The 11046-nt window shown below is 68.5% G+C and carries 14 protein-coding genes; 7 read left to right on the top strand and 7 right to left on the bottom strand.

Translation table 11 applies throughout. The features are described from left to right. Positions 1 to 145 precede the first annotated feature (145 nt). The 7 genes from ACFSKW_RS38365 to ACFSKW_RS38335 all read right to left on the bottom strand — a co-directional run bounded on the left by ACFSKW_RS38365 (position 146) and on the right by ACFSKW_RS38335 (position 5718). On the bottom strand, positions 146 to 295 hold the full coding sequence (locus ACFSKW_RS38365; protein WP_379578451.1) for a hypothetical protein: 150 nt from the start codon (positions 293 to 295) through the stop codon (positions 146 to 148). Then, entirely contained in the window at positions 292 to 1215 is a 924-nt protein-coding gene (locus tag ACFSKW_RS38360; protein WP_379578449.1) for an NAD-dependent epimerase/dehydratase family protein, read from the bottom strand. Before ACFSKW_RS38360 ends, ACFSKW_RS38365 begins: the two co-directional genes overlap by 4 nt. 346 nt (positions 1216 to 1561) lie before the next feature. Continuing rightward, complete coding sequence (locus ACFSKW_RS38355) at positions 1562 to 3043, bottom strand: MDR family MFS transporter (protein WP_379578447.1); 1482 nt, start codon at positions 3041 to 3043, stop codon at positions 1562 to 1564. A gap of 172 nt (positions 3044 to 3215) precedes the next feature. Continuing rightward, positions 3216 to 3935, bottom strand: a complete 720-nt coding sequence (locus ACFSKW_RS38350; protein WP_379578445.1) for a DsbA family oxidoreductase — start codon at positions 3933 to 3935, stop codon at positions 3216 to 3218. A gap of 27 nt (positions 3936 to 3962) precedes the next feature. Continuing rightward, positions 3963 to 4613, bottom strand: coding sequence for an LUD domain-containing protein (locus tag ACFSKW_RS38345; protein ID WP_379578443.1), 651 nt, complete (start codon positions 4611 to 4613; stop codon positions 3963 to 3965). A gap of 83 nt (positions 4614 to 4696) precedes the next feature. Further along, positions 4697 to 5047, bottom strand: a complete 351-nt coding sequence (locus ACFSKW_RS38340; RefSeq protein WP_379578441.1) for a DoxX family protein — start codon at positions 5045 to 5047, stop codon at positions 4697 to 4699. Positions 5048 to 5298: 251 nt separating this feature from the next. Further along, positions 5299 to 5718 (bottom strand): hypothetical protein, encoded by a 420-nt coding sequence (locus ACFSKW_RS38335; protein WP_379578439.1) that lies wholly within the window; start codon positions 5716 to 5718, stop codon positions 5299 to 5301. Between the two features lie 196 nt (positions 5719 to 5914). On the opposite strand from ACFSKW_RS38335, the gene ACFSKW_RS38330 reads away from it, so the two are divergent. From ACFSKW_RS38330 to ACFSKW_RS38300, 7 genes are all read left to right on the top strand, one after another. Next, positions 5915 to 7213, top strand: a complete 1299-nt coding sequence (locus tag ACFSKW_RS38330; protein ID WP_379578437.1) for a PQQ-dependent sugar dehydrogenase — start codon at positions 5915 to 5917, stop codon at positions 7211 to 7213. 108 nt (positions 7214 to 7321) lie between these two features. Beyond that, a complete protein-coding gene (locus ACFSKW_RS38325; protein ID WP_379578435.1) occupies positions 7322 to 7471 on the top strand; it encodes a hypothetical protein in 150 nt (49 codons plus the stop codon). 13 nt (positions 7472 to 7484) lie between these two features. Further along, the gene (gene pqqB / locus ACFSKW_RS38320; protein WP_379578433.1) at positions 7485 to 8279 is read left to right on the top strand and encodes a pyrroloquinoline quinone biosynthesis protein PqqB; all 795 of its coding nucleotides are present in this window, start codon (positions 7485 to 7487) and stop codon (positions 8277 to 8279) included. Beyond that, positions 8276 to 8947 carry a pyrroloquinoline-quinone synthase PqqC gene (pqqC, locus tag ACFSKW_RS38315; protein WP_379578431.1) on the top strand — a complete coding sequence of 224 codons (672 nt, stop codon included), beginning with the start codon at positions 8276 to 8278 and terminating at the stop codon, positions 8945 to 8947. The genes pqqB and pqqC overlap by 4 nt, the downstream gene beginning before the upstream one ends. Then, positions 8944 to 9183, top strand: a complete 240-nt coding sequence (pqqD, locus tag ACFSKW_RS38310) for a pyrroloquinoline quinone biosynthesis peptide chaperone PqqD (protein WP_379578429.1) — start codon at positions 8944 to 8946, stop codon at positions 9181 to 9183. The genes pqqC and pqqD overlap by 4 nt, the downstream gene beginning before the upstream one ends. After that, positions 9180 to 10256, top strand: coding sequence for a pyrroloquinoline quinone biosynthesis protein PqqE (pqqE, locus tag ACFSKW_RS38305; protein ID WP_379578427.1), 1077 nt, complete (start codon positions 9180 to 9182; stop codon positions 10254 to 10256). The genes pqqD and pqqE overlap by 4 nt, the downstream gene beginning before the upstream one ends. A 235-nt stretch (positions 10257 to 10491) precedes the next feature. Continuing rightward, the gene (locus ACFSKW_RS38300) at positions 10492 to 10965 is read left to right on the top strand and encodes a MarR family winged helix-turn-helix transcriptional regulator (RefSeq protein WP_379578425.1); all 474 of its coding nucleotides are present in this window, start codon (positions 10492 to 10494) and stop codon (positions 10963 to 10965) included. Positions 10966 to 11046: the final 81 nt, after the last annotated feature.

Here is an 11046-nt window from a genome sequence, read left to right as displayed (position 1 = left end):
TCGTGACCCCAGCGCTGAGCAGTGACTCGACGATCTCCGGGTGCGCGTCGGTGGCAGCGCGCACGAACGCCGCGCCGACCCCACCTTGATCGCCTCGTCCACGCTCGTCGACCGGCCAGCGATACGGTAGGTGCCGGCTCCGTCGCTACCTACGGTGGGCCGCTGGACGCGGCCCACCGCAGACATCGCCGAACCGGTTGAGGCGGGCGCTGTTGCGGGTGCAGAGGTCGAGGGCGGGCTGGGCGGCGAGCACGGGCAGGTACGCCTTCTCCGCGATGTCACCCAGGCCGATCACGGCTGACTTCGTCCGTCGAGCGTAGCCTTGAGCGCCTGGTCGATCGGAGTAGGCGCCACGCCGAACGTGCGCTGGAAGGCCGACGAGTCGAGCACGAACGGCTCAGTGAACTGGTAGCGGACGTGCCCGAGCTCGCCGATCAGGGGCGAGAACAGACCGGCCGCCCGCACCACGGGCCACGGCAACTGCGCCATGCGAGGCGCGGGACGGCCGAGCAGCGCCGCCACCCGCTCCCCCACCTGACGGAAGGTCACCGGCTCGGCGGTCGGCACGTGCCAGGGCCGACCCCAGGCCCGCTCGTACCGGCCCGCCATGATCAGGGCGTCGGCCACGTCCGGCAGGTACGTGAAGCTGTGCGGCACGTCGGCCGGCCAGACGAGCTGGATGGTCTTGCCCGCCCTGAGCGGGACGAGGAACCGGTCGCCCAGGTAAGACTGGTCGGTGGCGCCAGGACCGAAGTAGTCCGAGCCGCGGACCTCGGTCGCCCTGATCCGGCCGGCCTCGTGAGCGGCGCGGGCGTCGGCCCATATCTTCGCGCGTACCTGCGCCTTGGGGCTGGTCGAGGCGAGCGGCAGGTCCTCGGTCATCGGGACCGAGACGGGACCGTAGGCGTAGAGGTTGCCGAGCATCACGTAGACAGCATCACTGGCCTCGGCGGCGGCCAGGAAGGACTCGGCCATCGGCGGCCAGTCGGTGAGCCAGCGGTGATACTTCGGGTTGACGCAGTTGTAGAGGACATCCGCCCCTCGGGCGATCTCGATCATCCTCCCCTTGTCGGCCACGTCCGCGGCGACCCTGACCGCCCCTTCCGGGCCGCTGCCGGACCGGGTCACGACGGTGACCTCATGCCCCTGGGCGAGGAGCTTGGTGGTCACGTGCGTGCCGACCTGGCCGGAGCCCACCACGATGTGCTTTCCCATGATCAGACCTGTTTCCAGACGATGCGGAGTACCGCGTTGAGAACGAAGAGCGCGAAGAAGACGGCCGCGGAGGTCGTCAGGCCGGTGTAGAGCGCCAGGGTGCCGCCGCCGAACCAGAGGATCTCCAGCGCGGCCCGGGCCAGGCCGGTGAGCGGGAAGGCGGCGCTCGCGGCGCCGGGGGCGCCGGCGACCTGGCGGATGGCGGATGGCGGGAATACCGACGAGGCCCGTGCGATCGCCCGCGGAGGTGATCGTGGCGAAGCTGGCTGCTCCTTGGCTGTGGTTGGGAGGGTGGGTCGATGAAGTCCCCGGCGCCACCGGCGGCGCCCGGAGACCTGGGTAACGGCTACGTGCGATGCCCGCTGTCGGGGTGCCTGTGTTGATCGGCGTTCGACGCCGTCGAAACCGGGCGCATGGTGGTGATGGCGTCGCTGTCGCGCACGCGCAGGGAGATGAGAAAGCCGATCAGCGCGAGCGCGGTGGTGACGAGGAAGATGTCGTGGTAGGCGGCGAAGAGCGCTTCCTGCCTGCCGGCGAGATCGGCGGCGCGGGCACCGAGGTCGGCGAGCCTGGAGTCGGTTCGCGCGGTGAGCAAGGTGGCGACCGCGGCGACGCCGGCGGCGCTGGCGACCTGACGGGTGGTGGAGAATACCGACGAGGCTCGGGCGATCGCCGTGGGGGTGATCGTGGCGAAGGTGGCGGCCTGCAGGGAGATGACGGTGAGTGCCATGCCCGCGCCCATGGCGAACAGCGCCAGCCTGACTGCCCACAGGGTAGTGCCGGGTCCGACCATGATCAGCATTGCCTGGGCGGCGGCGATGATGCCGAATCCTGTTGCGAGCAGGCGGCGAGGGCCGACCTTCGGGTACAGGCGGCCGGCCAACGGGAGGAAGGCCATCATGCCCAGTGCCTGGAACATCGTGACGAGGCCGGAGCCGGTCGCGTCGACGCCCATCTGATATTGCAGCAGCAGTGGCACCAAGAACAACGCGCCCATCAGCGCTCCTGACGCCGGAAGCATCAGCAGGTTGCCGGTCCGAAACAGCCGGTCCTTCAGCAGGCGCAGGTCGATCATCGGCTCGCTGCGGGCCAACTCGATCGTGGCGAACACTGCCGCCAGCGCGAGCCCGGCGCCCAGCTGCACGAGCACCGGGGCGGCGCCCCACCCCTCTCGAGCGCCACCGTCGAGGCCGAGCAGCAGCAGCGCGAGCGCGGCACCGCCGGACAGGAACCCTGCGATGTCGAAGCGGCCAGGACGATCCGCGCGTTCTTCGCGAAGGGCCACCATCGCGAAGAGCAGACCGAGCACGCCGATCGGCACTTTGAGGAAGAAGATCCATCGCCAGCTGACGTTGTCGACCATCCATCCGCCAAGCACCGGGCCGAAGGCCGGGGCGATGGTGGTTGGTATGGACAGCACCGCCGACGCCTTTGCCCGCTCGGCCGGCGGGAAGGCGCGGAACAGCATCGCGGTGCCGACCGGGGTCAGCAGCCCGCCGCCGACGCCTTGGACGACCCTGGCCACGATCAGCTCGCCGAGCGATCCGGCGATCCCGCCCCAGGCCGAGGCGGCGGTGAAGACCGCGAGCGCGAACAGGAAAGTGCGCTTGGTGCCGAACCGGTCGGCGACCCACCCGGAGGCGGGGATGAACACCGCCATGCTGACCAGATAGCCGGTGACCAGCCACTGCAGCGTCTCGGTCCCGACGCCGAAGTGCTGGCCGAGTGCGGGCAATGCGGTGTTCAGCACAGTCATGTCGAGGATCTCCATGAACAGCCCGAACACGAACGCGGTGGCGACCAGCCACTTGTATGGCACCCGTCTCACCACGGTGCGACTCCTGCCCATCCGCCCATCGAGCTCCTGACACCAGCCGACAGGGTCGAACAATCAAGGAGCGCAGAGGTCTGGTGCGGTGCGGTGCAGGGACGCGGTCGCCGCATCGGGTGCAACCTCGCCCGATGCCAGCGGTAAAGGAAAGTCATGGTCATGCCCGTGGTCAGATCGTGCAGGTGCCGGCCACGCCGGCTGGATTGGGTGTGGTGTCGCCAGTTTCGGCATCCCCGGCCCCGGCCTCGTCGCGGGCGCGTTCGAGCGCGTCGAGCAGCGCGGGTATCTCCTGGACGCCCTGGATCGCGTGGCGGCCGTTGACGACGATGGTGGGTACAGAGCTGACTCCGCGTGCGTGCGCGGCCGCGATCTCCGCCGTGACTTCGCGTACGCCTGTGGATCCGGCCAGCATGTCCAAGACGTGCCGGCGGTCCAGGCCCGCGGCGGCCGCCGCGTCGGCGAGCACGGCGTGGTCGGTGATGTCCCGGCCGTGGGTGAAGTAGGCGGCGAACAGCTGCTCCAGCACCCCCGCCTGCTTCCCTTCGGCCTCGGCCAGCCGTAGCACTCGGTGGGCGTCGAGGGTGTTACCGATCAGTGCATGATCGAAGTGCATTTCGATCCCCTCACGCGCCGCCATCCGCGAGGTGCGTTCAAGGACCGTGCCGACCTGCGACCCCAGCTTCTGACCGAGGTGCCGGCGAGCCGGGGTGCCCGTGGCCGGGGCGCCCGGATCGAGCTGGAACGGCCGGTAGACGATCCGGACACCGTCCGTTCCCCGGAAGTTGCGCAACGCCCGCTCCAGTCGGCGCTTTCCGATGTAGCACCACGGGCAGACGATGTCGGCGTAGACCTCGATCGTCATCGTGTCGTTTCGGGTGGAGCTGGTCATGAAGTCCTCACTCAGGAGCATGGGTGATCAGAACCCGATGGGTTCGCGGACGAGGACCACGGTGCCTCGGTCGGGGAACATCTCGCGGTCGATGATGAGGATCTTGGAGAGCAGAGCCGGCGTGCCGTAGGCCTGGCGGGCGCGGACGTCCTCGCGCGGGTAGGCGTATGCCTCGATGCGGCGCAGCGCCGTGTCGAGGTCGGGCACGATCTTCTGAGAACCGACGACCCAGAAGGCCCGGCCCGCGCCGAAGCTGTAGGAACCGAGCTGGCTGCCGCTACCTGAGGCGGTCAGCAGCCGCCCGTCCTCGGTCACCGCGTGCACGCTTCCGACCACGACGTCGGGGGCGGAGCCGACGGCACGCATCTCATCGAATCGCCCCTCTTCGCGCAGCCGCATGAGCTTGGGGCGCACGGCGTCGAACCGGCCGGAAGCATTGATGTCATCGTCCAGGCCCGATAGGCGGAGCGTTTCGCTGGAGACGGTGAGGACGCTCCGATCGCCGGGCAGCAGCCGGTTGACGACGGCACGTGCGTCGGCTGCTGTGTCGACGATCTCGACGGCGTGGCCCTTCTCCCGCAGGGCGGCCGCGGTCCGCTGGAGCTGCTCCTCCGTGGCGGGCCGTTCGAAACGGGTGTCGATGGGGAGACCGGTCTCGGTCATGGCGTGAGTGGTCATCACAATGCTCTTTCTTGTTTCGGGGGGTTGAGTCGGTACAGCTGCGCCCTGTCGCGGAGGCGTCGGGCGGTGCCGATCATGTTTCAGCCGGCCAGCCCGAGGCCGAGTGCGGTCGCGCTGAGAATCAGCAGGACCAGCGACGGCAGGGTGTGCTTGGCGGTGTCGCGGGCCTTGATATGAGAGGCGACGGCGCCGGCCATGAGGAGCGCCAGTCCGGTCGCGGCCGCGACCCCAAGGACTTCGATCCACAGTCCGGCGATCAGCCCTACGGCTCCGAGGATCTCCAGCGCGCCGATGACGCGCATGAGCCCGGCTGACACCCCGAGCCTGCTGAGCTGGGCTGCCATGTCGTCCTTACCGGAGAGCTTCGGGAAGCCGGCTCCGGCGAAGGCGAGAGCCAGCAGGAGGGATAGGACGGCGGTGGCGATGAACATGGACGCAAGCTCCTCGCGTAGAACGTTCAATACTTCAGTGACTGAAATATGTTCTACCAGAAGTTATCGCAGCCGACGCCAGGGGGTCCAACTTGCGGTGTCGTGAGAGGAGCAGCACCGAGCGAGCGGGAACGCAGTGCGCATGCGGTCGCCATGGGCAGCAGTGGCGTAGAGAGGGAGGCGAACCGTCGCGCGAAAATCAACGCCGGGAGCGGGGGCCGGCTGCCGATCGAGCCAGACGGAGCCGAGGATCAGGATCCGGTCCAGGAGTTCACGGCGCGCCGATGACCCGCTCGCAGATGGCGTTCATTCTCGGCGTCCACCACGACGTCACACGCGGTGATCGCGTGGGCTTGAGCGGACAGGAACTGCCGCCGGCTCAGCCCGGCCCGGCGCCGGATCGATACCCGCCGCATGAGGATCTCCCACACCGTAGAGGCCGCGATGGCGTAACCCAGGCGGGCCGACTCGCCCTGGATCCGCCGATGTGCCCCCCGGGCCGGGTTCTCCCGCACCATCCGAACAACCAGTGCCGGGCTAAAGATCAAGGTAGGACATATCATCGCGCGCTTGCCCTTCGTGCTTCTGGCCACCTCCAATACCGACGTGGCCTGCGACGCGTCGCCACGCGAAGATCCCACCGGGTGCGGGGCAAGGACCACCGCATCCACGCCGCCGGCCGCGACCCGCTCCCCGCGCCGTCGCGGCTGTGCGCCGTGAATACAAGCTCCCGTCAGGACGAAATTAATAATTGCCCCTAAATACATCGATATGTAGCGATGTGTGCATTATTGGGAGATATATGGCTGCATGAGAGCGACTTTTTATGCCTGTGCTGTGGCCACCCGTGGCAGGCCTGATCGGTTCGTGCGGCACTACCACGGGCGCACCGGCCTGCAGGCGGTAGGTCTGGCAAACGCGCCGACGGCGAGCTCCGAGGCCGGTGCCAAGCCCAAGGTGGTGGTCAGCGGGCTCGCCGATCCTTACGAGCTGCTCATGGGGCCGGACGGTTACCTGTGGCTGACGGAGAAGAGCGGGCTGAAGGTCAAGCGCGTCAAGCCGGACACGGGGGCGGCGAGCGTGGTGCTCGACTTGACCGGCACCGCGGTGCACAGCCCACACGGCAAGGACGGCGTGCTCGGCATGGCGTTGCACCCCGACTTCGGCAAGGGCCGCAGATCCGACTACGTCTACCTGGCCTACTCCTACGAGGGCAACGGCGGGAACGCGACAAAGATCTCCAGGTACACCTGGGCGGACGGCAGACTGAACGAGCCGAAAGACGTGATCGTCGGGCTGCCTTCCGGAGACGATCACCAGGCGGCCAGGCTGCGTTACGGCCCGGACGGCAAGCTCTACTATTCCGTCGGTGACCAGGGCGCCAACTACGAGAAGCATTACTGCGTGCCCAACCAGGCGCAGTCGCTGCCCACCAAGGAGCAAGTCGACGCCAAGGACTTCGGGCTCTACAAGGGCAAGATCCTGCGCATCGAGGTGCGCAGCCATGTCTTCGCGTACGGCCTGCGCAACCCAAACGGGCTGGCCTTCAAGGGCAGGGATCTCTACGTCGCCGAGCTCGGCCCGGCGACCGACGACGAACTGGACGAGATCGACGCGGGCAAGAACTACGGCTGGCCCGATGTCGCCGGTAACAAGGACGATAGGAACTACGCCTACGTGAACTGGTCCAAGGCCGAGGGCGGCTGCGCCAAGCTCACGTTCACCGCGGACCCGGCCCAGGTGCCCGTACAGGTGCCGCAGACCAAGGAAAGCGCGTTCGACCAGAACTTCGAGAAGCCGCTGACCACGTACGGCACCACCGTGGACACCGGGTACGCCCTGGGCACCACGAGCACGTGCCCGGACCCGGGCTCGGCCTACATCTGCTGGCCCACCATCGCCCCCGCCAGTGTGGAGGTGGCCGGCGACGACCTGCTGGTCACCTCGATGAAGGACGGCTCGGTCTACCGCATGGACGACGACGGCGAACACCGGGAGAAGCTGTTCGACACGATCAACCGCTACCGCGACACCGCGCTCAGCGCCGACGGCAAGACGCTCTACATCGCGACCGACAGCAGCGGGATCACCAGGGGCGCGAACGGCGCGCCGACCACGGCGCTGGCCAACCCGGGCGCGATTCTCGCCGTGCCATACACGAGTTAGCACATGTCCCGCTATATACGACATTTGCAGTTTTATGGGATAAACCAGCACGGGATTGGGCCATTATTCACCTGTATCCATGTGGGACAGACTCCGAGGAGAAGACCCATGGACAAGCAGAAGAGCGACAAGCTCGAGCGGCCCGTCCACGCCAAGAAGCAGCGAGCACGTGCTGAGGACGTCATCTGGCACAAGCCCGCGTACCAGGTGGTCGAGGCCTCGATGGAGATGTCGGCCTACCTCCTGGCCACCAGGTAGGGCCGGAACCGCGGTGCGCCTGCAGGTCCTGGGTACGGCCGCGGGCGGCGGCGTTCCGCAGTGGAACTGCGGCTGCCCGGGCTGTCGTGGCGCCCGGGCCAACCCGTCGTGGCGCAGGCTGCACGCCTCGCTCGCGATCGAGGCGGGGTCCGGGCAGGTCTTCCTGGTCAACGCCACGCCCGACATCGGCGAGCAAATCGAGACGTGCGCGTGGCTGCGCCCGGCAGGCAGGTCCAGCGCGCTCGCGGGTGTCATCCTCACCGACGCGGAACTCGACCACACCCTGGGCCTGGCCCGGCTGCGCGAGGCCGACACGCTCCGGGTGGTCGCCACCGACACGGTACGGCAGGCGGTGAACGAGATCCTCGCCATGCTCGAGCCGTACGTCACCATCGAGTGGCTGACCTTCGCGGACATCGGAGCCGAGGCGGTGCCCGTTTCCGGCAAGCGGCCGAGATACGCCTCCGCCCGGCCGCCCGGCGCGTGGGTGAGTGCGCTGCGCTGGGCCGGCCTGCTCTACGCACCGGCCATGGGCGTCTGGCCGGACGTCACCGCCGGCGACGCGGAGGTCCTCTTTGTGGATGGCACCTTCTACACCGACGCAGAGCCGCTGTCCTTCGGCCAACGGACCGCGACGCAGATGGGCCACCTGCCGATCGAGGCGACCAGGGGCCGGCTGGCCCGGCTCGGCACCCGCTGCCTCTACACGCACCTGAACAACACCAATCCGCTCGTCGACCCGGGCTCGCCGCTGCACGAGGGCCTGGGCGTCGAGGTGGCGCGAGACGGAATGGTGATCGACCTGTGAACGAGTTCGAGAAGGCGCTGCGCGCCGTACCCGCACGCCGCTACCACCACCTGCACCCGTTCAACCGGCGGATGCACGACGGGCTGCTGTCGAAGGAGGAGCTGCGCGGTTGGATCCTCAACCGGTTCCACTACCAGCGGCACATCCCGATCAAGGACGCGTTGATCCTCGCCAAGCTCGAGGACCCGGCGCTACGCCGTATCTGGATCCACCGGATCACCGACCAGGATGGTTCCGAGCCCGGCGAGGGCGGCATCGAGCGCTGGCTGCAGCTCGGCGAGGCGGCGGGCATCCCGCGCGCCGACCTGTGGTCCGGCGCCGGCGTCCTGCCCGGCGTACGGCTGGCGGTGGACGGCTACGTGAACCTGTGCCGCACCGGCAGCCCGTTGGAGTGCGTGGCCTCCTCCCTCACCGAGTTGTTCGCGCCCGACCTGATGCGTACCAGGATCGCCGCGTTCGAGAAGCACTACCCCTGGATCGACCCGGAAGGCCTGCATTACTTCCGCGCCCGGGTCGGCCAAGGCCGCCGCGACAGCGGCGAGGCGCTCGCGCTGGTCCTCGACTGGGCTCGTACCGAGGCGGACAGGACGAAAGCGATCAAGGCGCTGGAGTACAAGTGCGAGGTGCTGTGGACGCTGCTCGACGCCGTCGACCGGGCGTACACATGAGCTGGAAGCCCGCGCTGGCTCCCGCGGCCCGGCTGCGTCACTGCGACATCCGGCAGGCGGAGCTCCTGATCGTGCCCGAGCGGATCGTGGTGCTGAACGACACGGCGGCGGCCATCGTGCGGCTGTGCGACGGCACCCGCACGGCTACCGAGATCTCGCGACACTTCCCCCAGGCCGGCCCCGACGACGTCACCGACTTCCTCGACGACCTCCGAGGCCAGGGGTGGCTGCGATGAACGCGACCGTGCCACCGCCCTGGGCCATGCTCGCCGAGGTCACGCACGGGTGCCCGCTGCGCTGCCCGTACTGCTCCAACCCCGCCGAGCTGGTCCGCAGGTCTGCCGAGCTGGACACCGCGGACTGGAGCCGGGTGATGAAGCAGGCGGCTGCGCTCGGCGTGGTCCATGCCCACATCTCCGGCGGCGAGCCGCTGGTCAGACGCGACCTCGCCGAGATCGTCGCCGCAGCGGAAGGGATCTATTGCCAGCTGGTCACCAGCGGCGTCGGGCTGACCGCCGCCCGACTGGCCGAACTGGCCGCGGCCGGGATCGACAGCGTGCAGCTCTCCGTCCAGGCGCATACGGCGGCCGCGTCGGACCGGATCGCCGGACGCGCGTCGTTCGCGGCCAAGGAACGGGCCGCCGCCGTGGTGAAGGACGCGGGCCTGCCGCTGGGCCTCAACGTCGTGCTGCACCGGCACAACCTGGACACGGTCCACGAGATCATCGAGCTCGGCATCGCCTGGGGCGCGGCCAGGATCGAACTGGCCAACACCCAGTTCTACGGCTGGGGCCTGGTCAACCGGCGAGCCCTGATGCCCAGCCGCGCACAGCTCGCCCGGGCCGCCCGGGTGGTCGAGTCCTGGCGCCACCGTACCGACGTCGAACTCATCTGGGTGGTGCCCGACTACTTCGACGGCGTGGCCAAGCCGTGCATGGGCGGCTGGGGAGCCATTTCGCTGACCGTGGCGCCGGACGGCCGGGTGCTGCCCTGCCCGGCGGCGTACGGCCTGCCGCTCGACCTGCCCAGCGTGCGCGACCACCAGCTGGAGTGGATCTGGTCCGAGTCGCCTGCCTTCAGCGCCTACCGCGGCACGGACTGGATGCCCGAGCCGTGCCGTGGCTGCCCACGCAAGACCGAGGACTTCGGCGGGTGCCGTTGCCAGGCGTTCGCGCTGACCGGTGACGCCGGCCGTACCGACCCGGCCTGTGTCCTCTCCCCCGACCACGGCCTCATCACCGAGCTGACCAGGAAGAACGACGCGGAGTTCGTCTACCGCTCGATGTCGCACCGGCCCGCCGCCACCTAAGGTTCGACACGAGCTCCTCCAGCCGGGCCACGGCCTGCGTGCGGTGGCCGTGATGCAAGTGACCCAGGGGCGGCGGGTTTGCTCCATGCGCGGCAGGAGGAAGTCAGCGCGTGTCTGGGTATCGACCTGGCATGATGCCGGCCTTCCTTCGCCGTCCCACCCTCGGGTAAGGACTTGCTTTACCCCTTGTGCTTGGAACACACAAGAGGCATGAGATAGTTCAATAACTGAAACAGTGAGGGCGGCGGGGGAAGTCGTGGCGGAACAATACATCGATTGGCCAGACCCCGAGGGCCAGGAGATCGTGGAACGCCTATTCGCTGCGGATGCGGCTCTGCGGGCTCACTTTGAGGAGACCGCCGCCGCAGTCGGCGTGACCGTGCCGCAGGCTCACACACTGCTTCAGCTTGGGCAACCTCAGCGTATGGGCCAGATAGCCGGCCAACTGCACTGCGAACCCTCCCACGTCACCGGGATCGCAGATGCTCTCGAGCAGTGCGGTTTCCTGCGGCGGGAACCCGACCCTGATGACCGAAGGGCCAAGCGACTCGTTCTCACCGCGTCGGGGCAGGACCTTCGGGGCCGTCTCCTAGCCCATCTGTTCGAGAGAGCGCCGATCATCTCGGTGCTCAACGTCGACCAGCGGACCGCCCTGCTGTCGCTGCTCCGTCTGGCTCAATCGGCAGCCGACCCCAGCTCCCGGCGCTGACTTTCGGGCGACGGTTCGCCTGTACGACTCTGCTGGTTAACTCATTTCATGCGGCCAAGGCTGGTTCGAGTTGGGCCAGGC

Origin of the sequence: Nonomuraea mangrovi (assembly GCF_042681425.1) — a bacterium.
Lineage (GTDB): Bacteria > Actinomycetota > Actinomycetes > Streptosporangiales > Streptosporangiaceae > Nonomuraea > Nonomuraea mangrovi.
Note: the sequence above shows the minus strand (reverse complement) of the source record. Positions and strands in the feature narration are given on the sequence as shown.

Excerpts from the sequence above, each read along its gene's own strand:
- pqqE (WP_379578427.1), top strand. The coding sequence starts at position 9,180 with ATGAACGCGACCGTGCCACCGCCCTGGGCCATGCTCGCCGAGGTCACG.
- ACFSKW_RS38325 (WP_379578435.1), top strand. The coding sequence starts at position 7,322 with ATGGACAAGCAGAAGAGCGACAAGCTCGAGCGGCCCGTCCACGCCAAG.
- pqqD (WP_379578429.1), top strand. The coding sequence starts at position 8,944 with ATGAGCTGGAAGCCCGCGCTGGCTCCCGCGGCCCGGCTGCGTCACTGC.
- ACFSKW_RS38345 (WP_379578443.1), bottom strand. The coding sequence starts at position 4,613 with ATGACCACTCACGCCATGACCGAGACCGGTCTCCCCATCGACACCCGT.
- ACFSKW_RS38350 (WP_379578445.1), bottom strand. The coding sequence starts at position 3,935 with ATGACCAGCTCCACCCGAAACGACACGATGACGATCGAGGTCTACGCC.
- ACFSKW_RS38340 (WP_379578441.1), bottom strand. The coding sequence starts at position 5,047 with ATGTTCATCGCCACCGCCGTCCTATCCCTCCTGCTGGCTCTCGCCTTC.
- ACFSKW_RS38360 (WP_379578449.1), bottom strand. The coding sequence starts at position 1,215 with ATGGGAAAGCACATCGTGGTGGGCTCCGGCCAGGTCGGCACGCACGTG.